The organism is Rhizobium sp. Nf11,1 (genome assembly GCF_050587665.1).
Lineage (GTDB): Bacteria > Pseudomonadota > Alphaproteobacteria > Rhizobiales > Rhizobiaceae > Rhizobium.
This window is the reverse complement of record NZ_JBOBHU010000024.1, coordinates 26,743-52,191: the sequence shown is the minus strand read 5'-3', so window position 1 is coordinate 52,191 and position 25,449 is coordinate 26,743. Positions and strand designations below refer to the sequence as shown.

Here is a 25,449-nt window from a genome sequence, read left to right as displayed (position 1 = left end):
CGGACGGCTTCAGCGGCAAAACGCAAATCGCGCAGCCGGAACTGCGCGAGATCGCGAGCTGCTGCGCGAGGCGTGGCCGGGGCTCGAAGCCTTCATCAGTCGCAGCAATTAGCGGGATTTGCCGGTAAAACGCAAGAGGAGCCGCTCATCGCGACAACAGGGTCAGCGCCGTCATTGATTGCAGCAGGCTCTTCGTCGTGCCGCCGAAGATCGCCTGCCAAAGCCGGGAATGGGTATAGGCGCCCATGACGAGAAGATCGATGCTGCTGTCCGACAGCCGGTTTTCGATGACATGCGAGGTATTCCTGTCGACGCTGTGGCCCGTCGCAAGCGTCGTCTTCACGCCATGGCGTGCAAGTGCGGCGGCGATCTCGGCGCCTGATGTGAGCGGCGACTGCAGAGCGGTATCGGCCGGGTCGACCGAAAAAATCTCAACTTCCTCGGCCGCTTTCAGGAAGGGCAGCGCATCGAAGGTCGCGCGCGCCGCCTCCTTCGAGCCGTTCCAGGCGATCAGCACGCGCTTGATCGGCTTCGGCTGGCGGATGACGTAAGGGATCATCAGCACCGGCCGGCCGGCTTCGAAGAGGAAGCCGTCGACATCGACATGGCTGTCGGAGGGGATGGCCGGGTCGGCCTGCGATGCGATCAGAAGATCGGCGCTGCGGGCGCTTTCGATCAGCGGTGCGGAACCGTAGCCGGTGGAGGTGGCAAAGCTGCGCCATTCCGATGAGGCGTCGGCGGCCTGCGCTTTGGCGCGAAAGATGCGCTCGACGGCGACCGTTTCACCATGCGCCATATCCTGCAGCGCCTGGACGGCGACGGGATCGGGAATTTCCATAGGGGCCACCAGCGGCACGGCCGATATGGTTTCGGCATGCAGGCCGATCACGTGAGCACCGCCTTCGGCGGCAATGGCAAAGGCAAAATCGGCAACGGCGGCGCTATTGTCTGCCGTATCGAGAATGGCGAGAATGGTTTTGTAAGACATATCAATTCTCCTTGCGCTGAAATGACCTCCGCGAGGGACGGAATGCACCAGACCGTTCTCCCGTTCCTTGACGGGGATCAAGTCCGGCCTCTCATGCCTCGGCGGAATGGTTTTCTGCGATCTCCTTGTTCCGGCGAATGGCGTCGATCATCGCGTGGACTTCGGCGCCGGCCGCATCGATTGCCGCCTGCGCGCGGCCGCGTACGACGATCTCGGTCGAGAATTTCTGGCCGATATAACGCGGGTAGGAACCGATGCTGGTATCCGGATGCGCTTTCTGGATCGCGGCAAGGGGCGTGCCGATATCACCTTCGCCATAAGGGCAGGCGATGGCGAGCGAGAGAACCGGCGTGCCGGTCCGAAGCGTCGGCAGCACATTGTCGACCATCGCCTGGAAGACCTGCGGCACGCCGGCCATGACATAGACATTGCCGATGATGAACCCCGGCGCCGTCGACACCGGATTGGGGATATGGGCGGCGCCCCGCGGCATGCGCGCCATGCGCTGACGCGCCTCGGTGAATTCCATCTCGCGGCGACGGTACATATCGGCCAGCAGGGTCATCGCCGCTTCGTCATATTCGCAGGGCAGGCCGAAAGCCTTGGCGATCGCATCGGCGGTGATGTCGTCATGCGTCGGCCCGATGCCGCCCGAGGTGAAGACGTAATCATAGCGAGCGCGAAGCGCATTCAGTGCCTCGACGATCGCCTGCTCGTCGTCGGCGACGATTCGCACTTCCTTGAGATCTATGCCTGACAGGGTGAGCAGATCGGCGAGGTGGCCGATATTCTTGTCCTTGGTGCGGCCGGAAAGGAGTTCGTCGCCGATGGCGAGCATGGCGGCGGTAACGACGGTGTCATGGCTCATAGGATGTTCCGTGATGTGAGGCTGGTCAATAGGTAGCGCCCTCAGGCTGCTTTGCAAACACGCGCGCGTAATGCCGAAAAGTATGGGCGATTTTCGGACGATACCATGCTCTTTAGAACGAGCCGATGCGTCACTTTCGCGCCAAATCAGAACCGCAAGCGAATTTTCGTCTATGCACGTTGAACACTGGGTTCTCCCGCGCAGGGCTGCCTTCGGCCCTAGGCGCTGGTAGAAATCCGCCGGTTACGAAATTCCCCGCTGTTTCAAGGAAAATGGAAGATGGCGAAAGTTCTCGTTCTTTATTACTCGGCCTATGGCCATATCGAAACCATGGCCTATGCCGTTGCTGAAGGCGCGAGGTCGGCTGGTGCCGACGTCACCGTCAAGCGCGTCCCGGAACTGGTACCGGAAGAGGTCGCCAAGGCCTCTCACTACAAGATCGACCAGGCTGCGCCGATCGCCACCGTCGATGAACTGACGGATTATGACGCAATCATCGTTGGCGCCGGCACCCGCTTCGGCACGGTCGCCTCGCAGATGCGCAATTTCTGGGACCAGACGGGCGGCCTTTGGTTCACCGGCAAGCTCGTCGGCAAAATCGGTTCGGTCTTCACCTCTTCGGCGACCCAGCATGGCGGCCAGGAATCGACCATCCTCGGCTTCATCCCCACCTTCCTGCACCAGGGCATGGTCGTCGCCGGTCTGCCTTACGCCTTCCAGGGCCAGATGGGCACTGAGGAAGTCAAGGGCGGCTCGCCTTACGGCGCCTCCACCATCACCAACGGCGACGGTTCGCGCCAGCCTTCCGAGGTCGAACTCGAAGGCGCGAAATACCAGGGCGCCCATGTCGCCCGGCTCGCTGCCAAGCTCGCTTGATCTCGATGCGTAAATGATGAAGGCGCGATGGGCGTGAGCCCGCCGCGCCTTTTCAGTTTCTCGGGCCAGACGAAACGAGCGGCGCCGACAGTCACTTTCGCGTTAAAATACCTGCCCATTCATTCCGTGGCGCTGCCGGCAGAGCCAATATTATTTTTACGCCCCACGGCTCTTCCCATCGCCCATGACGCAAGATATTGAAAACGCAGCAAGCGGGCGTGGCGAAACTGGTAGACGCAAGGGACTTAAAATCCCTCGGCCTTAGGCTATACGGGTTCGATCCCCGTCGCCCGCACCAGCCTACGCTCTGTGAGCTTCGGCTCGGCGAGCCGAAGAGAGCAGCCAAGCGAAGTTTGTCGCCGAAGGCGGACCGGTTCGATAATGCCCCGGTTAGCTGCAACAATCGTTATAATCCTGTTGGAATATGCCTGTATCTTGCGCGTAAGAGCGCGTTATTGCTTGACAATGACATTTTCGGTGCAAGGATTGCGCCGCGGCGGTAGAGTAAGTGTTGTCTTGTGGGAGTAAGACGATGGTTTACGATTGGAGCGGGACCAGGGTTCGGCGCGTCCGGATCTTCAGGACGAGCGTCGCATTTGTTCTTGCAACTGTTGTGGCTGCGATACCGCTGTTTTTCTGGGCAACGGATTTGCCGGGTTTCTGATCCGCAATAGTCAGCGTTCTGTGAAAGGCAGGCTGTTTGGAGCTCTGCTCTCGCGCCATCTGTTGATCACCCAGCCGGCAGCGAGGCCGAGGGCAGCGCCCATGGCCTTGATGCCTGCGTCATGCAGGCGCGGATGGCGGGTCGGCGCGAAATACTGCAGATATTCGATGGCGACCGCCCCAATGATCAGCAGCACGGCCACCAGTTTCCACTGCTTCGGATAGGCGAGCGCAAAGGCAAGGCCGAGCAGAACATAGGCGGTGCCGCGGTCCGCATCGACCGTCGTCACCGTATCCGGTCTCAGCCCGATCGGCGAAACCGTGACAAACAGGATGAGGGCGAGCAGCAGCCAGGCGAGCGGTCTTGCGAATTTGAAGATCATCATCGCTCCATATAAGTGGCAGGCCTTTCCATTGACAGTTAAAATCAGTTCATCTGCCGCCGATTTTACAATTGGCTTAAGAAAGGCTCTATGGGCTGAGCCGGCCGGTCAGTGAGCCTTTCCTTTAGCCGCCGGCCTGTGCCATAGCGGCGGTGACCAATCATGAGAATGGACCACGCCCGTGACGAGACTTGACGTCGAAAGCGCCGAAGAGGCAATGCGCAGCCTCTTTCCGGCAACGCCGCTGCAGCTCAATGACCATCTCTCGGCCCGCTACGGTGCCGATATTTGGCTGAAGCGCGAGGATCTGTCGCCGGTGCGCTCCTATAAGATCCGCGGCGCCTTCAATTTTTTCCGCAAGGCGATCGGGCAGGGGGCGGCCGGCAAGACCTTCGTCTGTGCCTCGGCCGGCAACCACGCCCAAGGCTTTGCCTATGTCTGCCGTCATTTCGGCGTGCCGGGCGTCGTCTTCATGCCGGTGACGACGCCGCAGCAGAAAATCGACAAGACCCGCATGTTCGGCGCTGAATTCATCACTATCCGGCTGTTCGGCGACTTTTTCGATCAGTGCTATCAGGCGGCGCGCGAGCATGTCGAGGCGGTCGGCGGCGTCATGGTGCCGCCCTTCGACCATGCCGATATCATCGAGGGGCAGGCGACGGTCGCTGCCGAGATCATGCAGCAGCTGCCCGAGGGAACCGTGCCCGATATGGTGGTTCTGCCCGTCGGCGGCGGTGGACTGGCCGCCGGCATCACCGGTTATCTCGATGGCATCGTGCCGAAATCGGCCTTCGTCTTCGCCGAACCGGCCGGTGCGCCAAGCCTCAGGCGCAGCATCGAGGCAGGCAAGGTGACGACGCTTGCCAAGGTCGACAATTTCGTTGACGGCGCAGCGGTCGCCCGCATCGGCGACCTGAATTTCGCCGCCCTTCGCGATTTTCCGGCAAGCCAAGTGCAGCTGATGCCGGAAAACGCCATCTGCGTCACCATCCAGGAGATGCTGAACGTCGAGGGCGTCGTGCTGGAGCCGGCGGGCGCCCTGTCGCTGACGGCAATCGCCGCGATGGACGCCCAACCGATCCGCGGCAAGACCATCGTCGCCGTCGTCTCCGGCGGCAATTTCGATTTCGAGCGCCTGCCTGACGTAAAGGAAAGAGCCATGCGTTACGCAGGGCTGAAGAAATACTTTATCCTCAGGCTGGCCCAACGTCCGGGAGCGCTCCGGGATTTCCTCAATCTGCTCGGCCCCGACGACGATATCGCCCGCTTCGAATATCTGAAAAAATCGGCGCGCAACTTCGGCTCCATCCTGATCGGCATCGAAACTAAGGCGCCTGAGAATTTTGCCCGGCTGGTTGCAAATTTCGAAGCTTCCGGCATGGGTTACGAGGATATCACCGAAAACGAGATCCTCGCTAACCTGATCATTTGACTTGGCGATCGTAAGGCCATCGTGCTAGACACGCGCCATGGCTTCATTCATTTCAAATCTCTTTTCGATGTTCTCCGGCGGGGCCAAACCGGCGTCGCAGGCGGCCGGGCCGTCCAGCGAGCCGCAGCTTTATGGCGATTGCACGATCTATGCGGAGCCGCGCAAGGAAGGCGGCCAGTATCGTCTGGCCGGCCGCATCGAAAAAAAGGTCGGCGACGAGGTGCTGGTGCGCAATTTCATTCGCGCCGATATGTTTTCCTCCTCCGACGATGCGATCGAATGCACGGTGCGCAAGGCGCAGCAGATAATCGACCAGCATGGTTCGTCACTCTTTGGTGACGGCGAGAAGATCCGTCAGGTCTGAAATCGATCCCGATCAATCGGAATCGGCCGCAGCCCGAAATCCCGTTGCTTTTCAACGCCGTGACTTGCGCTCTCGAAGGAAGCAGGTTTGCATACGCAATCTTAAAGGATTGCGGTGAAAGCTATTGCCTGCAGGATTTGCAGGGCTGCCCTCGTGTTCCACTTTTTCAGACGCTCGATCATTGGATCCGCCGCCGTGCCGGCAGGGTGCCTGAGGCATCGGCCTGAAGCCGAGGTGTTGTCATGGAAGCGCTGAACCTCGCGGTCTTCGTCGTCGAAGCCATCGCCTATTTCGTGCTGATGGTGACGCTTCTGCATTTCCGCCATCGGCTTGGCCTCGGCGTCTTTCTGACGGCGCTCGGCGTCATGCATTTCATGGAGACTTATCTGGCGGCGGTCTTTTACGTCTCGCTGCCGTTCGGCGATGTGTCGCCGGGCTCATCCGTCTTCTTCTCCGGCAAGCTGATGATGATCCTGATGCTGTATCTGTGGGAGGATGCCGCGACGGTGCGCCAGCCGATCTACGGCTTGTTTCTCGGCAATCTGCTGACCGTCGGCATCGCCTGGGTGCTGCAGCTGCACCAGCCGCTGCAGCTGTCGTCGAACCACACGCCCGACGTCGATTTCCTGAAAGAGATGGGCTGGCTGATGATTTGGGGCACGGCGCTGCTCTATGTCGATTCGCTCGGCATCATCCTGCTCTATGAAAAGCTCGGCGATTTCTTCCGCAGGCGTGTCGTCCTGCGTTTCATGATCTCCGGCTTTGTGCTGCTGACTTTCGACCAGGTCGGCTTTTTTGCCGCACTGCACTATTTCCTCGATGTTCCAGTCGCCGTATTCTGGGGTGGCTGGAAGGCGAAGATGCTCTCCGTCGGCCTCTATGGGGCGATGTTTGCCGTCTATGAATATCGGATCCGCCGCCTTGGCGCTGACGCCGCCGCGCGCTCCATCAGCGACGTCTTCAGTGATCTCACCTTTCGCGAGCGCTATAATGACCTTCTGGAGCGCACCGGCCGCGATATGCTTACCGGCGTCTATGACCGCACACGCATGGAACTCGAAGCGCCGGTGATGCTGCGCGAGGCCTTGAGGCAGGGGCTGCTTGCCACCGTCCTCATTATCGACGCCGATCACTTCAAGGATGTCAACGATGGTCATGGCCATCTTCAGGGCGACGAGGTGCTGAGGGCGATAGCCGCCCGGCTCGGCACGACGCTGCGGTCCAGCGACCGCATCTTCCGCTTCGGCGGCGAGGAATTCGTCGCCGTCTGCCCCGGCACAAGCCATGAGGAAGGGTTGCTCCTTGCCGAACGCCTGCGCTGGACGATCGAGACCAGCGTCAAAACGCCGGATGACAAGCCGGTGACGGTCAGTATCGGCGTTGCGACAGCTGACGAGGACGGCATCAGCTTTACGACGGTGCTCACCGCGGCCGACGGCAGGCTCTATGCGGCGAAGAAAGGCGGCCGCAACTGCGTCGTCGGCCGTTCCGGTATGGTGCAACCGAGTTAGGTGGCTGATCGCGTTGATCACCACAGCGAGACGGCCGGTGTTTGGGATGTTGCGAAAATCGAAACATATTCCGTACATTGCATGATTTTTCAATATGTTAGTGATGAACTAAAAACGACTTGTTAGCATAGCGCAAACGTGATCTCCATTGCTGCAATAGTCGGATGAGCTTTTGCGACGGGCGGGAGACATGAGTGATTCAGTGGCAACGGAGAAGGTCGATGGCGGCGAGTTTGCCGTCCTGTGTATCGGAGGGCTTCTTCTTTCGATCGCCTATGGCGTGACCTTTCTCATCCCGGTGCTGGTGGGCGAGCGTGGCGGGAACGAGGCGCTTGCCGGCCTGATCATCTCGGCCGCGACGGTCAGCACTGTCATTCTCGTGATCCTGTCCGGCCATATCGCGGACGCCATCGGCGCGGCGCGGGCGGTGGCTGTTGCCGGGCTGTTTCTTGCAGCATCGGGATTGGGATTTGCCACCGTCCCCTCGGTTGGGCTCAGCCTGATGACCGTCGGCCTCATTCTCGGTATCGGCTGGGGCACGTTCTATACGCTTGGACCCATTCTAGTCGCCGCACTGGTGGAGCCCCAGAATCGGATCAGGTTCTTTGCCTTGCTTTCTGGGTCGATGATGTCGGGCATCGGCGCCGGACCGATCATCGGCCGCATTGCCACCGGCTGGTCTATGCCAATTGAGACGGCCTTCTCCTTTGCCTTTCTGTCCAGCCTCGCCGGCGGTGCGCTGTACTTTTGGCTCCATCTCCGGCTGACCAGTGCCGGCAAGATTTTGCCCCACGTCAACAAGATCTCGTTTGGCGCGGCGCGCCGGGTGATCGCTTCGCCGGCGATCTATTCCATCATCATGGTCGGCGTCGGTGGAGCGATTTTCGGGGGACTTTCCAGCTTCCAGACCAGCTATGCCAAGGCGCACGGCTTCGATTATTCCCTCTTCTTCTTCGGTTTTATGTCGTCCGCCATCCTGAGTCGGCTGTTCGTGGCGGCATATGTGGTCAGGAAGGATCCGCTCTATTCGCTTCTGGCCCTGACAAGCCTGACCCTGGCTTCCATCCTGCTGTTCCTGGTGATGACATCAACTCAGACAGTCTACCTCGGAGCCGCGGCGATCCTCGGACTGGGCTATGGGTTGACCTATTCCGTCATCAACGGCCTGGCTGCAAATGAGGCGCCCCAAGGCCTTATGCCGCAATCGCTTCTATTGTTCTCGCTGTCCTATTTCATAGGGGTCTTCGGCTTTCCGCTGATTGCCGGAAACCTGATCGTTTCCTCCGGGATTCAGGCCATGCTCTATGTCCTGCTCCTGCTTGCCATTCTCAATGTGGCAATCGTCCTGTTTCGTATCGCTCAACGCGCCCTGCGTAAGAGCTGAGACAAAGTAGCCGTAGCAGGCTGGCTGCGCAGGGACGGGGGCTGGGCAGGTTTTGCCAGCCCCTACTGCAGTCAGGCGGCGCGGAAGATCTTGGCACCTGAAGGCGCGCCCGTCATGCCGCCATCGACGGTGATTTCGATGCCGGTGACGTTGGCGGAATCATCCGAGGCGAGATAGAGCGCTGCCTTGGCGATTTCCTCGGCTTCGCTCATGCGGCCGAGCGGGCTCAGGCCGCCCATGCGAGCTTCGAGTGCCGACATCGCATCATCCGTTGGCGCCATTGGCGACCAGATCGGCGTCTTCGTGCCGCCTGGCGTCACCTGGTTGACGCGGATGCCGCGCGGCGCAAGTTCCGACGCCATATTGCGCGTCATGGCACGCACCGCCGCCTTGGTCGCTGCATAGGCAGACCAGCCGGGGCCGCCGAGCACGGCATGCACCGAGCCGTTGAGGATCACCGAGCCGCCGTCGCTGAGATGCGGCAGGGCCGATTGCACGGTGAAGAACACTGCCGTCAGATTGGTGCTGATGATCCGATTGAACTGCTCCGGCGACGTATCACCGAGTGGTGTTGCTCCGCCGATGCCGGCATTGGCGAAGACGATGTCGAACTTGCCGACCTTCGCGGCAGCTTCCGCAAAAGCCTTCCCGGTGGCGGCGGCATCGGTGACATCGACCCTCAGCGCCAGCCCACCGGCCCCAAGCGCCTTTTCGGCGGCGGCAAGTGTTTCCGGGTTGCGGCCGGTGATCACCACCTTGGCACCCTCGTCGATGAAGACTTTGGCGGTCGCAAGACCGATACCGCTGTTTCCGCCGGTGATCAGGGCGACCTTGTTTCTTAGACGCATGATTCATGCTCCTCTTGGAAATGGCAACGATCTGGATTATGATCGTTATCTAATAGGATTATGATTGTAATCCACAGGAGTCAAGAGGCAGTACGAGGAGAGTCCGATGGGCCGTTCGCAGCTGGAAAAACAGAAGACGCACGAGAAAATCGTCGAGACTGCGTCAAAGCGGTTGCGCGAAGAGGGGTTGGAAGGCATCGGCGTCGCCGACCTGATGAAGGAGGCCGGACTGACCGTCGGCGGCTTCTACAAGCACTTCGCCTCCCGTGACGATCTCGTTGCCGAGGCGATCGAATCCGCCTTCGATTCATGGGGGCGCAGGCTGGAAGCAGAGGGTGTGGACCCCGCGAAGATGACGGCTGCCGATGTCGCCGATCGCTATGTCAGCGCCTATCACCGCGACAATCCTGGCGAAGGCTGCCCTTTCGCCGCGCTGACCTCCGATATCGCGCGCAGCAGCGAGAAGGCGCGGCGCATTGCCACTGAGCGGCTCGAACGCAATTTCGAGGCTTTGGCCAGCAAGGCCACGGGAGCAAATGAAGGGGAAAGACGGCGAAAGGCCATCATGGCTTTCGCCATGATGGCAGGCGGCGTCGGCCTTGCCAGGGCTTCCTCGGATGAGGCTCTTTCGGGCGAAATCCTGCAGACGATCCGGGATTTCGTCGCCGATATCGGCAAATGACGAACGGCCGGCAGATGCCGGCCGTTCAATGGAGTTCGGAACCCGATCAGGCTGCGAGTGCGATTTCCTCGACGCGCGACTTGGCGGCGCCGATGGCCTTTTCAGCGGCTTCCGGGCCGAAAGCCAGACCTTCGACATAGATGGTCTCGATATCGGTGATGCCGAGGAAGCCGAGAACCGATTTCAGGTAAGGCACGGCGTGGTTGAGGGGAGCAGCCGGTCCCTGCGAGTAGACGCCGCCGGAAGCAAGCACCACATAAACCTTCTTGCCGGTTACGAGGCCGACCGGGCCGCTTTCCGTGTACTTGAAGGTCACGCCGGCGCGGGCGACATTGTCGATCCAGGTCTTCAGCGACGAATAGATGTTGAAGTTGATCAAGCCGGTGCTGATGACGATCGTGTCGGCGGCAAACAGTTCGGCGACCAGTTCGTCGGAGGTTTTGATGGCTGCGATCTCTTCGGCGGTGCGGGCTTCCGCCGGTTTGCGGATCGCGCCGGTGAACAGGTCATCGATATGCGGCAGCGGGGTGGCGGCAAGGTCGCGGCGGACGACGACGCTGCCCGGCTTCTGGTTTTTCAGCTTCTCGGCGAGATCGGCGGCGATCGGCGTCGAGAGCGATTCGGCACGCGGGCTGGACGTCAGAAGAAGAATGGACGACATGGATCATTTCCTTTCGAATTGAACGGAACGGCTCGTCGCTGGGAGGTGAGCCGCGGTGTCGAACAGGAAAATAAGTCTGGCCTGCTATCGAAAAAACGGAGATAATGTCGATCGAAACTATCGATGGAATGGATGGAAGATGCTTCCGAACCCCACCCTGGATCAATTGCAGGTGTTTTTGACCGTTGCCGAAACCGGCAGCTTCTCGGCCGCTTCGCGGGCATTGAACCGAGCGCAATCGGTGATCAGCTATACGATCGCAAACCTGGAGGCGCAGCTGGAAGTGGCGCTTTTCGAGCGTTCCGGCGCGCGCCAGCCGAAGCTGACCGAGGCGGGCAAGGCCATGCTCGAGGATGCGCGCCGCATTCTGGGGGACCTGCAGGTCATGCGGGCGCGCGTCAAAAGCCTGAGGGAAGGGCTTGAAGCGGAGGTTTCCGTGGCCATCAGCGTCATGGTGCCCTCGCGGGCCGTCGTGGACGTGCTGCGCGAATTCCGCGAGAGGTTTCCGACCGTTTCATTGAACCTCAATGTCGGCGAGCTCGGAATGGTCATGGATCTCGTATTGAGCGGCAAGACGACGATCGGCATTGGCGGCGCTGTCCTGAAGCAGGATGATTCGATCATCACGGAGCGAATTGGCCACTCCTTCATGCTGCCCGTCGCCGCACCCAACCACCCGCTTGCCCGCATCGACCGGCCGTTGACACTCGGCGACGTGCGCGAGGAAGTGCAGCTCGTCGTGACAGACGCTTCAGGCCGCACCAAAGGACGGGATTTCAATGTCTTGTCGTACAAGACGTGGCGGGTCAGCGATATCGCGACGAAACACCAGCTGATCAAGGCCGGACTAGGCTGGGGCGGACTTCCGGCATCCATAATGCATGACGACTTGCGCAGCGGCGCGCTCGTCCACCTCGATCTTGAGGCCTATGAACAGGGCGAGTACGCCATCTACTCGATGCGCCAGCTCGCCAACCCGCCCGGACCTGCCGCCAGCTGGATGATCGACGCGTTCCGTACGCGGCTTTCCGCCTGCCCGAACCAGGCCGATTTCCATGCCGAAATGGCGGAACTGCGTGACACCGTTCCGCCACTCGCGGCCGAATGACGAAGGCGCGGAGCCGCGCCTTCGCTGGGACCTACCTGCTTATAAAACGAGCCTGAACTTCGAGAAGCCATCCGCTCCTTCGCCGGCTTCCTCGATCTTGACGCTCTTGACTGCAGCGAGGAACTGCTTTGCCTTCGGGCCGCTGTCGAAGGTAACGGTCGTGCCCGGCAGCGGCTTGAAGGTCCAGTTCGCATCGGCCGACGGATTGATCGTGCCTTGGTCGTGGACATAACGGACGATGACGTCGCGATTGGTATCAGGCGCCTGGAAGATCACCTTATCCGCTGCAATCTCCGGGAAATTGCCGCCGCCGCCGGCGCGGTAATTGTTGGTAACGACGATGAACTTCTGAGCCGGATCGATCGGCTTGCCATCAAAGGTGAGATTCTGGATGCGGTTGGCATCCGGATTGATGGCCTTGCCGGAGGAATCATATTTCGGCGGCTGCGACAGGTCGATCTGATAGGTCACGCCGTCGATGACATCGAAATTATAGGATGGGAAGTCGTTGTTGAGCAGCGGCGCATCCTTCGATCCGGCTTCGATGTGATTGAACATGCCGGCCGACATTTCGAGCCAGTTCTTCACTTGCGCGCCGGTGATGGCGACAGCCTGCACCGTGTTCGGATAGAGGTAGAGGTCGGCGACGTTCTTGATGGCGATATCGCCGGCCGGAACGTCGGTATAATAATCCGCGCCGCCGCGACCGCCGGCCTTGAAGGGAGCCGCAGCCGAAAGCACCGGCAGATCCTTGAATTCGGTGTCGGCGAGCATCTGCTTGATGTACCAGGTCTGAGCCTGGCTGACGACCTGGACGGAAGGATCGTCGGCGACGAGCGCGAAATAGGAATAGAGCGGCGCGGAGGTCTTGCCGACGGGCGTGCGGACATAGGCGAGCGTCGCCTCATGCTCTGATTGGGCGGCCTCGACCACCTCTTTCTTGTCGGCGTAATCGGCGACTACTTTCTTTTTGTCGTCGCGATGATAGATCGGCCGGGCTTCCGAGGTGAAATCGACGATCTTCCAGCTGTTGCCGTCCTTTTCCAGGAGCAGGTCGATAAGGCCGAGATGCGAGCCCCAGAAGCCTGCCATCACGGCGGGCTTGCCATGCAGTGTGCCCTTGACCGGGTCGGCATTGGCGATGCCGTCCCAGCTCTTCGGGCCGGGGAAGACGAGATGCTGGTGGCCGGTGAAGATCGCGTCGATCCCCTCGACGGCGGCCAGATGCAGCGAGGCGTTTTCCATTTTTTCGGTCGGCGCGCTGCCGTCGATGCCGGAGTGGGAGAGGGCGATGACGATATCGGCGCCGGCTTCCTTCATCGCCGGGACCCAGGCCTTGGCGGCTTCGACGATGTCGCGCGTCTGCGCCTTGCCTTCGAGGTTCTTGATATCCCAGAGCATGATCTGCGGCGGCACGAAGCCGATGAAGCCGATCTTGACCGGGCTTTCCTTGCCGGCGCCGTCCTTGATCTGCTTTTCGACGATGACGTAAGGCTTGAAGAAGAGGTCGTCCTGCTTCGGGTCCGAGGCGAGCTGACCTTTGGTCAGGTTGGCGCAGACGAAGGGGAAGTTGGCGCCCGACAGCACCTTGAACATGAAGTCGAGGCCGTAGTTGAACTCGTGATTCCCGAGCGTGCCGACGGTGTAGCCGAGCGTGTTCATCGCCTTGATCACGGGATGGACGTCGCCGTCTTTCATGCCGTGCTGATAGGCCATGTAGTCGCCCATCGGATTGCCCTGCAGCACGTCGCCATTGTCGATCAGCAGCGAGTTGACGGCCTCTGCGCGGATATTGTCGATGATCGTCCCGGTGCGCGCCAGACCCATCGTGTCGTTCGGCTTGTCGGCATAATAATCATAGGGGAAGACGTTGACGTGAATGTCCGTCGTTTCCATCAGCCGGAGATGCGCCTGGTTGGCGCTGGCGCGCGCGCTGAAAGGGTGCAGCAGCACCAGGGCGGAGGTGGCGGCAAGGCCGCCAAGCAAGGAACGGCGGCTCATCAAGCCAAGGTCGAAAATGGAAGACATGGAAGCTCTCCTTCAAAGATCATGCATCGTCCGGCCCCTCAGAATTAGGACGATTTGGCGAGGAGTACACTGCGAAAATGACAGGACGGAAACAATCCGTGGTAAAGGCTTTACGGCGGCAATGTGCCTCGGCGCAAAAGCGGTGCGGCCTTACGATTTTAGCGTCGACGTCGCCAAATGAGGGGGGCGGTCGCCACTGGTCGCGGCTCTCAGCTGACGAACCGCCAGCACCGGCCGTATTTCCTTATGGAAAAAGCGGAAATAGGAGGAGACCTGTGCCCGCGCATTCGAATTCACATCGAACTGCACGCCGATGCGGCCATTGTGCTTCCAGCGGATGATGCCTTCGAGCAGTCCGAGATTTTCGGCTTCGATGCGCACCTTGCTGCCGGAAGCGGCATGGAGCGGCGTCTTCGTCTCCAGGGCAGCGCCGGTCACCGACAGGTTGAGAATGCGGACATCCACTTCGCTGTTCAGATATTTGACGCTGCCGAAGACACGGCAGTTTTGCCGGTCCGCCTTTCGCGCGGTTATTTTCAAGTTGCGGGTCATACTGTCTCCCTTGGATACAGTCGGAGAGCATAGCGCCCGAAAATTGAAATGGTTTTAGTGGCTTGGCTAAAATTGCAGTGAAACTGTCAGTTAGGATTACTGCATGTCGCGGAGATGCGTGCAGCGATTCTGGAAGCCAATCTGTGTAAAACGGGCTAACGCAGGTCGACACTCAATCAACTGCGACGCCGCTGGCTTTGGCAGCCCTGCGTCCCACAACATGTTCGCGCCAGACCGTGAAGATGCCGGCGGCGACCACGATCGCCGAGCCGACGATCGTGTTGAGGCTCAGCGTTTCGCCATAGATCGTCACGCCGATGATCGAAGCGTAGACAAGCGACAGATAGGTCAGCGGCTGGACGGCGGCGGCATCGAGACTATCGTAGGCGCGGATGAGGAAATAATGGCTGGAAATGCTGGTCATGCAGACGAGCGCCATCCAGCCCCAGTCGCCGGATGACATCCAGCTCCAGTAGAACGGCCCGATCAGCGTCATCGCAACGGCGCCGACGACACCGGTATAGAAGAAGCTGGTCGTCGAAGAATCGTCGCGGCTGACGAGCCGTGTGGCGATGACGTAAAAGGCGAAATTGAAGCAGGAGGCGACGGCGAGAAGCAGCTTTACGTCGAAGAAATCGCCTTCCGGCTTCAGGATCAGCAGCACTCCGAAAAGCCCGGCGCCGATTGCCGCCCATCGCCGCCATCCGACGCGCTCGCCGAGAATCGGCATTGCCAGCAGTGCGATCAGGATAGGCGTCGCGGAAAAGATCGCCTGCGAACGGGCAAGGCCGATCACGGCAAAACAGGTGATCGCCAGAACCACCTGAACGGCAAGCAGCAGGCCGCGCGCAACCTGAAGGGCGGGGCGTTTGGTGCGAGCCGTCGCCTTGAGACCGCCGTGCATCTTCGAAGCGAGAATGATTGTGAAAAGCCCGAAGGCCCAGTAGCGGATCATCGTCACGAAGATCGGCGGATAGGCGGATGCCAGGTGTTTGGAGATGGCGTCCTGCAGCGAAAAGATGGTCAGCGCCAGCAGGGCGAAAATGTAACCGTGGGTCTTCGATTTCATGACATGCCAATAGGCGGGAGACGCCCGCGACGCGCCGAAAGTCTGGTCAGGCATTCTGAAAATAAGCAAGGCCTCAAAGCCCCACATTCGGCCTGTCGATGATTTCTCTGAGCGCGAAACTCGAATTGATCTTGACCACATGGGGGAGGGCCGACAGCCAGTCGCGATGGATACGCTCATAGTCTTCGAGGTCGCGGGCGGCGACCCGGAGGATGTAGTCATATTCCCCCGACATCAGGTAGCAGACGAGCACGTTCGGGCAGAGCTTCACCGCCGACTCGAACTCCGCCAGCGTCTTGGCGAACTGGCCTGAGAGGGAAATATGCACGATGGCGATCATCTTGTACTCGAGCGCCTTGTGCGAAAGCCGCGCATGGTAGCCGTCGATGACGCCGCTCCTTTCAAGAATGTCGAGCCGGCGCGAACAGGCCGAAGGGGAAAGCCCGATCCTTTCGGCGAGCTCGGCATTGGTGATGCGGGCATTGGCCTGCAAAACCTTAAGAATCGCAAGATCGATGGTATCGAGATCGGCCATTCGAAGAACCTTCGAAGAGAGAGGGCAGAGACGCAATAATCACCGAAAAATCGCGTTTACGCAAACCGTCTTTGCAAGGACATTTCGCAGCCTTGGTGGTTGGATTGGTCGCAGAGGAGATCCGCGACCGCGGAGACCAAAGGAGAGGAACGCAAAATGCGTGTCGGTTGCCCGAAGGAAATCAAGAATCATGAATATCGCGTCGGGCTGACGCCTGCTTCGGTGCGCGAATATGTGGCGCACGGCCACGAGGTCTGGGTAGAGACCAAGGCGGGAGCCGGCATCGGCGCCGATGATGCCGCCTATGCCGCGGCTGGCGCGAAGATCGCCGCCTCCGCCAAGGATATTTTCGAAAAGTGCGACATGATCGTCAAAGTCAAGGAGCCGCAGCCTTCCGAATGGGCCCAGCTTCGCGATGGTCAGCTGCTCTACACCTATCTGCATCTAGCGCCCGATCCCGATCAGACCAAGGGTCTTCTCGCCTCCGGCGTCACCGCAATCGCCTATGAGACCGTGACCGACGAGCGCGGCGGCCTGCCGCTGCTGGCGCCGATGTCCGAGGTCGCCGGGCGCCTGTCCATTCAGGCCGGGGCGACAGCCCTGCAGAAGGCCAATGGCGGTCTCGGTGTCCTGCTCGGCGGCGTGCCCGGCGTGCTGCCGGCCAAGGTCGCCGTCATCGGCGGCGGCGTCGTCGGCCTGCATGCCGCCAGAATGGCCGCCGGACTCGGCGCCGATGTCAGTATTCTCGACAAATCCCTGCCGCGCCTGCGTCAGCTCGACGACATCTTCGCTGGCCGTGTCCACACCCGTTATTCCAGCATCCAGGCGCTGGAGGAGGAGGTCTTCTCGGCCGATCTCATCATCGGTGCCGTGTTGATCCCGGGTGCTGCCGCTCCGAAGCTCGTTACCCGCGAGATGCTGTCCGGCATGAAGAAGGGCGCCGTCATCGTCGACGTCGCCATCGACCAGGGCGGCTGCTTCGAAACCTCGCATGCGACGACGCATTCCGACCCGACTTATGAGGTCGAGGGCGTGGTGCATTATTGCGTCGCCAACATGCCCGGTGCAGTACCGGTCACGTCAGCGCATGCGCTGAACAACGCCACGCTGGTTCATGGGCTTGCGCTTGCCGACCGCGGCCTGCGCGCCATCGCCGAGGACAAGCACTTGAGGAACGGCCTCAACGTGCACAAGGGTCGTATCACCAACAAGCCGGTCGCCGAGGCGCTCGGTTATGAGGCCTTCGCACCGGAGAGCGTGCTCAACGTAGCGTAAGCTGCCTGACCCACGGTCAGGTGAGGGCGCCGGTCTCTGTCAGGGCCGGCGCCTTTGCCTTGTCGATCCGACACTGGAAGCAATTGTTGCGCGCCGAACGCACATGCACATAGGCGATGTCGGCTCGTGCCAGCAGCTTTTCGCCATAGGCCGCAATTTCGCTGACCAGGGTCACCGCGCCGGTACCGTACACGATGCGGTTGTTCTCATTGTAGCCGCGGACGATGAAGTCGCGGCTCGTCGTCAGCACCGGCGGCAGAATCTCTTCGGCGGCGTAACGCCGGCAGGGCTGTTTGTGGAGGAAAATGGGCCCGGTTTCGGCATAGGGCTGCAGCTTCGGGAAGGGCCGGTAGGCGAAAACCAGCATCTCCTCGCCCTCTTCGATATTCTGCAGGCAATGGCGGCAAGGATTGCCGTCACCGTCTGATATCATCGTCTCGGGCAGGTTGTCATAGGCGTCGCGGCCACCATTCCAGAGTGCTTCGGCATCAGCGGTCGGCATGGCGATAAAACGAATGGCGTTCATGGTAAATCTCCTCTGTGATTGCCACGAAATGCACCCGCGTCATCGCGGAAGCCACCCGTTTCTTGCGACGCTGCATGGTGAAAGCAGAATGCCTTGGTCGAAGTCGATCTTGCGCTGCTGGCGCAGCGCGCTGAAGCCAGCCGCGTCAGCCTTGGGACTGCACAGCTCGCTGCGCTCCTATGGCCGGCATGGGAGCTGCGGCAAGCGCCTTGGTCATCGAAAGAGCGGCGACGATAACGGGGACCACCGCCCAATAGGAAAAGCGGATACCGACATATTCGGCAATGAAACCAAGCAGGGGCGGGCCGGCAAAAAACACGAGGAAGGTCGTCTGCCCAAGTGCTGCGACGTTGACTGGAGCCGGTCGGTCCGCACGGCGGGCCGCAGCCGAGATGGCAAGCGGATAGACCGACGAGCAGCCGATACCGGTCAGGCCGAAGCCTATCAGCGCTATGACGGGGTGTGCTGCCGTCGCGACCAGTAGAAGCCCGGCGACGACGATTGCGAGAAGGACTATTGCGACCGGCTGTGGATTGAAACGGTCGATCACAGGATCCATTGCAAGCCGTCCGGTGGCGATGCAGAAGGAGAATATCGTCACGCTGAGGCCGCCGACGAACGGTTCGGCCGCAAAGACGTCACGCATATAGATTGCTGACCAATCGACGCTCGCGCCTTCAGCCAAGAGCGGTGCTGCGCCTATCAGGCAAAGGGGTAGCAGCCCGATAGTCGGAAAAGCGATGAGGGGGATTTCTCCGGAGTGCGCGTCCTGCCGCGGAGGTGCGGTCTCGATCTTCGAGAAGACGATCGAGCCTGAAATGAGGACGGTCAGGAAGACGAGGAAGATGTGCAGTTCGATGGTGATGCCGGCCTGTCGCATGCCGGCGGCGACAAGCGCTGTCATGCAAAAGCCGAGGCTCCACATGCCGTGCGCGCGGCTCATAATGCGATATCCAAGCAGGGCCTCGTGACGGTCGGTTTCGATGTTGGCGTTGATCTCGAATGCGCCGGTGAATAGACCGGCGATGAAGAAGAATGGCATCGCCGGGAGAGCTGAAGGCATCCAGGAGATTATCGATAGGAACACGGATGCACCGAACACCGTGACGAAAGCTGTGGTGCGCGCACCAAGCCTCTCAATGATCCTCACCGAAAATGTCAGCCCGCTGAGAACCCCCAAGGACATGATGGCGAGCAAAAGCCCGAGCTCGCCCTCGGTGAGGCCGAATTTGCGCTGAAGATCAGGCAGGCGCGAAAGAAAAGCCCCCACGGAAAGGGCGACGGCAAACTGGATGAAGAAAATACGGTGGTGCGGCTTCATCTCAGGACTTGCTCCAATGGGATATGGACTGAAGCCCAGCGAGCGCCAGCATAGTGAAGCTTTCCGGGTAAGATGGCTCGGTTCAGAAACCGGCGGTTTCCAGAGATTATCTACAACGCTGCTGACAACTAATGTCAGCATAAACTCCGTCAGCAACAGCCTCAGCTTTTCCGCGCAAGTTCCAGGAGTTCCTTGTCACTCAGCGGCCGCACAATGCCGGTGCCGGTCGAGACAGGGGAAAAGCCGTACATCTGATAGAGCTGCAGCGCGCGCGGATGGTCGAGATTGTTGGTGGTCGTGGTGACGCGCTTCGGATCGAGCGCCCAGATCGCATAGAGCGCCTGCAGCAGAAACCATTTGCCGATGCCGAGCCCGAGCGCATGTTCGATCAGGCCGAAATGGCTGAGTTCAATCGTCTCCTCGTCCGCGCAGAAATACTCGTAGAAGCCGGCCGGTGCGCCGTTCACGTAGAGGACGCTGATATTGTTGCGCTTGTCGTTCAGTGTTTCTGCCAGTTGCTCGTCGCTCATGCGCAGCCGGTCCACCCACTGCCAGCGCGCGCCCACCTGTCGATAGAGATAGCGGTAAAAGGGCAGCGGTATGCCTGGCGCACGCATGATCGCCGTCTGGATATTGACGGGCACCGGCATGCTGGCCTTGGGCGCCGCCGTCATTTCAAGACGGGTGATATGAGCTTTGAGCGAAGTGGGCGTCTTTCCCATGGCGGTCAGGCTTTGACCGGCGTCGGCGGACCGGTGACGACAGGCGTATCGTCACGGCTGCCCCATTCGCTCCATGAACCGTCATAAAGCTTGTTGTCGTGATGGCCGAGCGATTCCAGCGCCAGCGTGATGATCGCGGCCGTGATCCCTGAGCCGCAGGAGGTGACGACCGGCTTGGAGAGATCAATTCCGGCCTCTTCGATGGTCTGCCTGAGTTCGGGCAGCGATTTGAACCGGCCCTGGTTGGCGAAGACGCCGGAGGGCAGGCTTCGGGCGCCGGGCATATGGCCGGAGCGCATGCCGGCACGCGGCTCGGGTTCGGTAGCGGCGAAGCGGCCGGCGCTACGGGCGTCGGCAATCTGCATCGCGCCGCTCGAGACGATGTCGCGCATGGTGTCCAGCGTGACGACGCGGCTCTCATCGAAGTCAGGCGTAAACGTCGCCGGGGCATAGTTGGGGGCCGCTGTTTCGAGCGGACGGCCCTCAGCCTTCCAGCCGTCGAGACCTCCGTCCAGGACGAAGACGTTCTTTGCCCCCATCACCCGGAACAGCCACCAGACGCGGGGCGAGGCAAACACGCCGATACCGTCATAGACGACGATGCGATCATTCTCGCTGATGCCGAGCTTGCCGACTTCGGCGGCGAAATAATCGGGCGAGGGGATCGTGTGCGGCAGCGCCGTAGAGTGGTCGGCGATCTTGTCCTGATCGAAGCGGATGGCCCCGGGAATATGGCCGGCGGCATATTCGGCATCGGCGTCGCGTTTTTGCGCCGGCAGGTAGAAGGAGGCGTCCAGCACGCGCAGATCCGGCTTGCCGAGCTCGGCCTGCAGCCATTCGGCCGAGACAACGAAACGGCTCTTGCTCTCAGTCATTATGGTCTCCCCTTATCAGGCTTCTACGCCGGGCGTGCCGAAGCGGATGCGGAAGCGCCGGTTCTCCTTGCCCTTCTTTTCGATCTTGGCGATGTGGATCTGACCGATTTCCTGCGTCTCCGAGACATGTGTGCCGCCGCAGGGCTGGCTGTCAATCGAGGAGTTCTCGCCGATACAGACGAGGCTGACCCGACCAAGCCCCACCGGCGGGCGCACGTTCTTCGACTTGACGATGTCCGGATTGGCCGCCAGCTCGTCATCGGTGATCCATTGCAGATAGACCGGGTGGTTCTGGCCGACCAGTTCCATCAGCTTGGCCGTGACCTCGTCCTTGTCGATCGTCTCGCTCATGTCGAAGTCGACGCGGCTTTCTTCCTCGCCGACGGCGGCTCCGGTGATCGGATAGGAGCAGATGACCGACAGCAGGTGGCAGGCCGTGTGCATGCGCATCAGCCGGTAGCGGCGCGGCCAATCGACATGCAGCACCAGCGTCTCGCCGACCTCCGGCCGCGGCTCGTTTTCGAGCGGCACGTGGATGATGACATCCTTGCCGGCGCCGTGTTTTGTCTGGCCCAGTGCGATCTTGGTTCCGTCGGCGCGTTCAAGCTGGCCAGTGTCACCGGGCTGGCCACCCGATGTGGCATAAAAGCAGGTCTGGTTGAGCTCGATGCCCCCGTCGTCGTGAACGGCAGTGACGACCGCCTCGCATGTCGAGAGATAGAAGTCGTCGCGATAGAGGGCATTGACGGGCATGAGGTCTCACACGGGCTCGTAGGGAGCGTGTATGTCGGACGAACCAGTCATCCAGCCGGGAACGGGTAGTCCCTTCGATCGCAGAAAATCCGGATTGAAGAGCTTCGATTGGTAGCGGTTGCCGTAGTCGCAGAGGATTGTCACCACCGTGTGACCGGGCCCGAGATCGCGGGCGAGATTGACCGCGCCGGCAATGTTGATCGCTGTTGAGCCGCCGAGGCACAGCCCCTCGTTTTCCACGAGGTCGAAAAGATAGGGAAGTGCTTCGGCATCGGAGACGCGATAGGAGAAATCGGGTGTGAAGCCCTCGAGATTGGCCGTGATGCGGCCCTGGCCGATGCCCTCGGTGATCGAGGATCCCTCGGATTTCAGCGTGCCGTTCTGGTAGAATTCATAAAGAGCAGCGCCGTCGGGATCGGCGATGCCGATCTTGACGTCGGGATTAAAAGCCTTGAGGCCGGCGGCGACACCGGCAAGCGTGCCGCCGGAGCCGACGGAGCAGATGAAGCCGTCGACCTTGCCGTCGGTATCGTTCCAGATTTCCGGCGCCGTCGTTTCGATGTGCGCCTGGCGGTTGGCGACGTTGTCGAACTGGTTCGCCCAGATTGCCCCGTTCGGTTCGCTCTTCGCCATTTGTTCGGCAAGACGCCCGGACACCTTCACATAGTTGTTCGGGTTCTTGTAGGGAACGGCCGGCACTTCGACGAGTTCGGCGCCGAGCAATTTCAGCGCGTCCTTCTTTTCCTGGCTCTGGGTTTCCGGGATGACGATGACGGTGCGGTAGCCGAGCGCCTTGGCGACCAGCGTCAGCCCGATGCCGGTATTGCCGGCCGTGCCTTCGACGATGACGCCGCCGGGCCGAAGCAGCCCCTTCCGCTCCGCATCGCGGATGATGTAGAGCGCGGCACGGTCCTTGACCGACTGGCCGGGGTTGAGAAACTCCGCCTTGCCGAGAATGGTGCAGCCGGTTGCCGCGGAGGCGCCCTTGAGTTTGATCAGGGGCGTATTGCCGATGGCTTCGAGGACGGAGGGATGGAAGGTCATGGAATCTGCCTCTTTCGAACTCTTACTTTAGGAACGGTCTTTTCCCTTCACAAGGCTGTGTTGGCAAGAAATGCTATTCCATACCCCTGGTGGTCACGATAAAATTTCGCTTTCCTTATCCGAAATGGCCCGCGACGGCGATCCCACCTGCCATGGTGATCCGAAAACTGGCTTTCCCCGTATGGATGACGACAAAGCGACAACGGAACACGGGCGGCGGGCCTGGCCGAAACCGACATGATTCACGATCAGATCGACACGATCGACGCACTGAGGGCGCATTATGTCGCCGGTTCCTTGCCCGAGGGCTACGAGGCGCGCCGGCCGGTCGACCATCCGACTCCGTTTAAGCCAACCCGAATGATTCAATTTAATCCGGAAAAGCTCTAGACGGGTCTTTCAACGACGAGCGCAGCCATTTCGGCCCCGGCGACATCTCGATTGCCGACGAAACTGTCGATCACCGGCCGGTTTGCCGAAAAGGACAGGCCTTGCATTGCCTTCGCGCTGTCCGACGGACCGATCCGGCTGACCCGGTCCTTTCGTCAGATGATCGGCGACCTGATCGGCTGAAAGCAGCCACAATGGTGTGATAGAGCCGTAAATCCGGGAGGCGCAAAGAACTTCCGGGCCTGTTTTCGTGCTGGTCAGGCAGAGCCGGAGGAGCATGTCATGCGTGATTTCATCGCCCGTCCCGAACATGGAATCGTCTGGATCTCGGGCGCGAGCTCAGGTATCGGCCGGGCGCTTGCGCTGAAGCTTGCCGGCGAAGGATACAAGGTCGCCGTCACCGCCAGAAGCCACGAAAAGCTGGTCGAGCTGCAGGCCGAAGCCAGCGGCCTTTCCGGGAATATTATCGTCCTCGACGGTGATGTCACCGATGCCGAGGACATGGAACATGTCCTGGCCTCTATCGAATATGAGCACGGCACGCTCGCAATGGCGATCCTCAATGCCGGTATCTACCTGCCGGTCCACGCCGAGGATCTGAACCGCGCCGATTTCGAAAAGAGCTTTGCCGTCAATCTTTCCGGCGTCGTCAACTGTCTGTTGCCGGCGATCCGCCATATGAAGGCGAAAGGGCAGGGGCAGATCGCCATCGTCTCTTCCGTCACCGCCTATGGCGGCTTGCCGACGGGGGCTGCCTATGGCGCCACCAAGGCGGCGTTGATCAACATGGCCGAAAGCCTGAAATTCGATCTCGACAAGATGGGCATCCGCATTCAGCTCATCAGCCCGGGCTTCGTTGACATGCCGACGGTGGGCAAGAGCGCCTTTCCTATGCCGGCGGCGCGGGTGTCGTCCGAGGAGGCTGCCCGCCAGATTGCCGCCGGGCTGAAATCGCAGGCTTTCGAGATCGCTTTCCCCAGACGCTTCACCACGATGTTGAAGCTGGCGCGTCTGCTCCCCTATGGCGCTTATTTCCCACTGATGAACTATCTGACTGGCTGGCGGCAACGGCCGCCGCTGGATGGTCACCATCCGGTGATGCCGCACCCTGCGGAATGATCAACGGTGCGGGAAGACGGGTGGCCGGAACGCCCGGATCAAAAATTTTATGCGAAGGCAGTCTTTATCCGTCGCGACATGAAAAGGCCGGCATAAGCCGGCCTTTTCCGAGGTGGTGCGCTTTTGCACGACATGTTTCAAAGCGGCGACTGCCTGCTCAGTTGTCGTATTCGCGGCAGGCTTCGCTGATCGATGCGCCGCTCTCACCGCCGCGCGTATCGACACCGGTCCCCTGCTGCGGCATGCCGGCGCATTCCATCGCCTGCGGCGGTCGGATGCTCTGGGTCGTGGTCGGATCGACGGGGGCGACCTGGACAGGGTGCATGCCATTGTCGCTGTTGGTGTAATCGGACGAATAGTTACCCGAACCCGGATCGGTCGAGCCGCCATTCGTCGGTCCGATGGGATCCGGATTCGACTGGGCAAAGGCTGACGATGCCATGCCGATCGCGAGCAGCGAAGCGGCAATAAGGGATTTGGTCATGAGGATATCCTCCTTTGATTTTCATCATGGATGACCTTTGGGTAACCACTTGCAGGATTCATTGTTCCGATGTTTTTTGAAAAACCTGCACGCAGACCTTGTATGGTTGCGGCGAGGAACGCTGCCATGACCGGATTGGCTTGCGCACTCTCCTGTGACTTGATTCTCACTTCGGGCACTACGGCGTTCTAAAGCATGCGGCGTCGCTGTCCGCCCAGACTTGCAAAACGCGGCGATTTGCCGTTTCATCGGCGCCAGCGACGACCATCCGACACTTCTCCTTAATGAGATACGCCCTTGTACCCGCCGATGCCCCACGGCTTCGAGAAGCCTTATGCCGCCTTCCTCTTCGACATGGACGGCACCATCCTCAATTCGATCCTCGCGGCCGAGCGTGTTTGGAGCGACTGGGCAAGACGCCATGGGCTCGATGTCGCCGCCTTCTTGCCGAAGATGCACGGATCGCGTGGCATTGACACAATAACCCGGCTGAACCTGCCGGGGGTCGATCCCGAACACGAGGCAAGGCTGGTGACCGAGGCCGAAATTGCCGATGTCGGCGATGTCGTTGCTATTCCAGGCGCAGCCGCCTTCCTGGCTTCGCTGCCGCCGGATCGCTGGGCGATCGTCACCTCTTCGCCCTTGCGTCTTGCCCGCCGGCGGCTGGAAGCGGCTGGCCTGCCTCTGCCGAAATTCATGGTGACGGCGGAGGACGTGACGGTCGGAAAGCCCGATCCGCAATGTTATATTCTCGGCGCCGAACGCCTCGGCGTCAGCACGCGGGATTGTCTGGTGTTTGAGGATGTCGCAGCCGGCATCAAGGCCGGCGAGGCGGCGGGCGCCGATGTGATGGTCGTTACGGCAACCCATCACCAGAAGATGGAGACGCCGCATCCGACCATCTCTTCCTATGACGAGATCGCCGTCAACATCTCAGCCGACCATAAAATGCTTATCGTCCCGAGCGCAGCCTGACATCCGACCTCCA

At 60.6% G+C, this 25,449-nt stretch carries 28 protein-coding genes and 1 tRNA gene; 13 read left to right on the top strand and 16 right to left on the bottom strand.

Annotated elements, in window-relative coordinates:
* Positions 1-145 precede the first annotated feature (145 nt).
* Positions 146-988, bottom strand: a complete 843-nt coding sequence (locus ACQ7C1_RS26555) for a universal stress protein (protein ID WP_430960418.1) — start codon at positions 986-988, stop codon at positions 146-148.
* A gap of 91 nt (positions 989-1,079) precedes the next feature.
* Positions 1,080-1,856: a competence/damage-inducible protein A gene (locus ACQ7C1_RS26550; protein WP_085777877.1), complete on the bottom strand. Its 777-nt coding sequence runs from the start codon at positions 1,854-1,856 to the stop codon at positions 1,080-1,082.
* Between the two features lie 279 nt (positions 1,857-2,135).
* Here ACQ7C1_RS26550 and wrbA point away from each other — a divergent pair, with 279 nt between their 5' ends.
* Together wrbA and ACQ7C1_RS26540 are read left to right on the top strand one after the other, a co-directional pair.
* Positions 2,136-2,732 (top strand): NAD(P)H:quinone oxidoreductase type IV, encoded by a 597-nt coding sequence (wrbA, locus tag ACQ7C1_RS26545; RefSeq protein ID WP_430960417.1) that lies wholly within the window; start codon positions 2,136-2,138, stop codon positions 2,730-2,732.
* A 212-nt stretch (positions 2,733-2,944) separates the two neighbouring features.
* Positions 2,945-3,030: transfer RNA gene (locus ACQ7C1_RS26540), tRNA-Leu, on the top strand.
* 376 nt (positions 3,031-3,406) lie between these two features.
* Here ACQ7C1_RS26540 and ACQ7C1_RS26535 read toward each other — a convergent pair.
* Entirely contained in the window at positions 3,407-3,781 is a 375-nt protein-coding gene (locus ACQ7C1_RS26535; RefSeq protein ID WP_085777879.1) for a VanZ family protein, read from the bottom strand.
* Between the two features lie 178 nt (positions 3,782-3,959).
* Here ACQ7C1_RS26535 and ilvA point away from each other — a divergent pair, with 178 nt between their 5' ends.
* From ilvA to ACQ7C1_RS26515, 4 genes are all read left to right on the top strand, one after another.
* Entirely contained in the window at positions 3,960-5,210 is a 1,251-nt protein-coding gene (gene ilvA / locus ACQ7C1_RS26530) for a threonine ammonia-lyase (RefSeq protein ID WP_430960416.1), read from the top strand.
* Between the two features lie 37 nt (positions 5,211-5,247).
* Positions 5,248-5,574, top strand: a complete 327-nt coding sequence (locus tag ACQ7C1_RS26525; RefSeq protein ID WP_430960415.1) for an HlyU family transcriptional regulator — start codon at positions 5,248-5,250, stop codon at positions 5,572-5,574.
* Positions 5,575-5,816: 242 nt separating this feature from the next.
* Positions 5,817-7,085 (top strand): diguanylate cyclase, encoded by a 1,269-nt coding sequence (locus ACQ7C1_RS26520; protein WP_430960414.1) that lies wholly within the window; start codon positions 5,817-5,819, stop codon positions 7,083-7,085.
* A 190-nt stretch (positions 7,086-7,275) separates the two neighbouring features.
* A complete protein-coding gene (locus tag ACQ7C1_RS26515; protein ID WP_430960413.1) occupies positions 7,276-8,469 on the top strand; it encodes an MFS transporter in 1,194 nt (397 codons plus the stop codon).
* A gap of 71 nt (positions 8,470-8,540) precedes the next feature.
* Here the strand turns inward: ACQ7C1_RS26515 and ACQ7C1_RS26510 are convergent, their stop codons facing one another.
* Complete coding sequence (locus tag ACQ7C1_RS26510) at positions 8,541-9,317, bottom strand: SDR family NAD(P)-dependent oxidoreductase (protein ID WP_430960412.1); 777 nt, start codon at positions 9,315-9,317, stop codon at positions 8,541-8,543.
* A gap of 106 nt (positions 9,318-9,423) precedes the next feature.
* Here ACQ7C1_RS26510 and ACQ7C1_RS26505 point away from each other — a divergent pair, with 106 nt between their 5' ends.
* Positions 9,424-9,999 carry a TetR/AcrR family transcriptional regulator gene (locus ACQ7C1_RS26505; protein WP_430960411.1) on the top strand — a complete coding sequence of 192 codons (576 nt, stop codon included), beginning with the start codon at positions 9,424-9,426 and terminating at the stop codon, positions 9,997-9,999.
* A 46-nt stretch (positions 10,000-10,045) separates the two neighbouring features.
* Here the strand turns inward: ACQ7C1_RS26505 and ACQ7C1_RS26500 are convergent, their stop codons facing one another.
* On the bottom strand, positions 10,046-10,660 hold the full coding sequence (locus ACQ7C1_RS26500) for an FMN-dependent NADH-azoreductase (RefSeq protein WP_064802027.1): 615 nt from the start codon (positions 10,658-10,660) through the stop codon (positions 10,046-10,048).
* A 139-nt stretch (positions 10,661-10,799) separates the two neighbouring features.
* Here ACQ7C1_RS26500 and ACQ7C1_RS26495 point away from each other — a divergent pair, with 139 nt between their 5' ends.
* On the top strand, positions 10,800-11,768 hold the full coding sequence (locus tag ACQ7C1_RS26495; protein ID WP_430960410.1) for a LysR family transcriptional regulator: 969 nt from the start codon (positions 10,800-10,802) through the stop codon (positions 11,766-11,768).
* A gap of 39 nt (positions 11,769-11,807) precedes the next feature.
* On the opposite strand, the gene ACQ7C1_RS26490 is transcribed toward ACQ7C1_RS26495, so the two are convergent.
* From ACQ7C1_RS26490 to ACQ7C1_RS26475, 4 genes are all read right to left on the bottom strand, one after another.
* Positions 11,808-13,796 carry a bifunctional 2',3'-cyclic-nucleotide 2'-phosphodiesterase/3'-nucleotidase gene (locus tag ACQ7C1_RS26490; RefSeq protein WP_430960409.1) on the bottom strand — a complete coding sequence of 663 codons (1,989 nt, stop codon included), beginning with the start codon at positions 13,794-13,796 and terminating at the stop codon, positions 11,808-11,810.
* Between the two features lie 150 nt (positions 13,797-13,946).
* Positions 13,947-14,348, bottom strand: coding sequence for a PilZ domain-containing protein (locus tag ACQ7C1_RS26485; RefSeq protein ID WP_430960408.1), 402 nt, complete (start codon positions 14,346-14,348; stop codon positions 13,947-13,949).
* A gap of 172 nt (positions 14,349-14,520) precedes the next feature.
* Positions 14,521-15,417, bottom strand: a complete 897-nt coding sequence (locus ACQ7C1_RS26480) for a DMT family transporter (RefSeq protein WP_183700858.1) — start codon at positions 15,415-15,417, stop codon at positions 14,521-14,523.
* 73 nt (positions 15,418-15,490) lie between these two features.
* Positions 15,491-15,952, bottom strand: a complete 462-nt coding sequence (locus ACQ7C1_RS26475; protein ID WP_430960407.1) for an Lrp/AsnC family transcriptional regulator — start codon at positions 15,950-15,952, stop codon at positions 15,491-15,493.
* 156 nt (positions 15,953-16,108) lie between these two features.
* Here ACQ7C1_RS26475 and ald point away from each other — a divergent pair, with 156 nt between their 5' ends.
* Positions 16,109-17,227 carry an alanine dehydrogenase gene (gene ald / locus ACQ7C1_RS26470; RefSeq protein ID WP_097598695.1) on the top strand — a complete coding sequence of 373 codons (1,119 nt, stop codon included), beginning with the start codon at positions 16,109-16,111 and terminating at the stop codon, positions 17,225-17,227.
* A 16-nt stretch (positions 17,228-17,243) separates the two neighbouring features.
* Here ald and ACQ7C1_RS26465 read toward each other — a convergent pair whose 3' ends face one another.
* The 6 genes from ACQ7C1_RS26465 to ACQ7C1_RS26440 form a co-directional block, all read right to left on the bottom strand.
* Positions 17,244-17,753, bottom strand: a complete 510-nt coding sequence (locus ACQ7C1_RS26465; protein WP_430960406.1) for a DUF1203 domain-containing protein — start codon at positions 17,751-17,753, stop codon at positions 17,244-17,246.
* 145 nt (positions 17,754-17,898) lie between these two features.
* Positions 17,899-19,074, bottom strand: a complete 1,176-nt coding sequence (locus tag ACQ7C1_RS26460; RefSeq protein WP_430960405.1) for an MFS transporter — start codon at positions 19,072-19,074, stop codon at positions 17,899-17,901.
* 161 nt (positions 19,075-19,235) lie between these two features.
* Positions 19,236-19,796 (bottom strand): GNAT family N-acetyltransferase, encoded by a 561-nt coding sequence (locus ACQ7C1_RS26455; RefSeq protein ID WP_085777890.1) that lies wholly within the window; start codon positions 19,794-19,796, stop codon positions 19,236-19,238.
* A 5-nt stretch (positions 19,797-19,801) separates the two neighbouring features.
* Positions 19,802-20,671: a 3-mercaptopyruvate sulfurtransferase gene (sseA, locus tag ACQ7C1_RS26450; RefSeq protein WP_430960404.1), complete on the bottom strand. Its 870-nt coding sequence runs from the start codon at positions 20,669-20,671 to the stop codon at positions 19,802-19,804.
* Between the two features lie 15 nt (positions 20,672-20,686).
* Entirely contained in the window at positions 20,687-21,424 is a 738-nt protein-coding gene (locus ACQ7C1_RS26445; protein WP_085777892.1) for an alanyl-tRNA editing protein, read from the bottom strand.
* Between the two features lie 6 nt (positions 21,425-21,430).
* Positions 21,431-22,468, bottom strand: coding sequence for a cysteine synthase A (locus ACQ7C1_RS26440; RefSeq protein ID WP_430960403.1), 1,038 nt, complete (start codon positions 22,466-22,468; stop codon positions 21,431-21,433).
* 237 nt (positions 22,469-22,705) lie between these two features.
* Here ACQ7C1_RS26440 and ACQ7C1_RS26435 point away from each other — a divergent pair, with 237 nt between their 5' ends.
* The 3 genes from ACQ7C1_RS26435 (at position 22,706) to ACQ7C1_RS26425 (ending at position 23,977) form a co-directional block, all read left to right on the top strand.
* Positions 22,706-22,858: a hypothetical protein gene (locus ACQ7C1_RS26435; protein WP_430960402.1), complete on the top strand. Its 153-nt coding sequence runs from the start codon at positions 22,706-22,708 to the stop codon at positions 22,856-22,858.
* A 51-nt stretch (positions 22,859-22,909) separates the two neighbouring features.
* On the top strand, positions 22,910-23,041 hold the full coding sequence (locus ACQ7C1_RS26430; RefSeq protein ID WP_430960401.1) for a hypothetical protein: 132 nt from the start codon (positions 22,910-22,912) through the stop codon (positions 23,039-23,041).
* Positions 23,042-23,140: 99 nt separating this feature from the next.
* Positions 23,141-23,977, top strand: coding sequence for an SDR family NAD(P)-dependent oxidoreductase (locus tag ACQ7C1_RS26425; protein WP_430960400.1), 837 nt, complete (start codon positions 23,141-23,143; stop codon positions 23,975-23,977).
* A gap of 157 nt (positions 23,978-24,134) precedes the next feature.
* Here the strand turns inward: ACQ7C1_RS26425 and ACQ7C1_RS26420 are convergent, their stop codons facing one another.
* Positions 24,135-24,461, bottom strand: coding sequence for a hypothetical protein (locus ACQ7C1_RS26420; protein ID WP_097598688.1), 327 nt, complete (start codon positions 24,459-24,461; stop codon positions 24,135-24,137).
* A gap of 309 nt (positions 24,462-24,770) precedes the next feature.
* Here ACQ7C1_RS26420 and ACQ7C1_RS26415 point away from each other — a divergent pair, with 309 nt between their 5' ends.
* The gene (locus ACQ7C1_RS26415) at positions 24,771-25,436 is read left to right on the top strand and encodes an HAD family hydrolase (protein ID WP_430960440.1); all 666 of its coding nucleotides are present in this window, start codon (positions 24,771-24,773) and stop codon (positions 25,434-25,436) included.
* Positions 25,437-25,449: the final 13 nt, after the last annotated feature.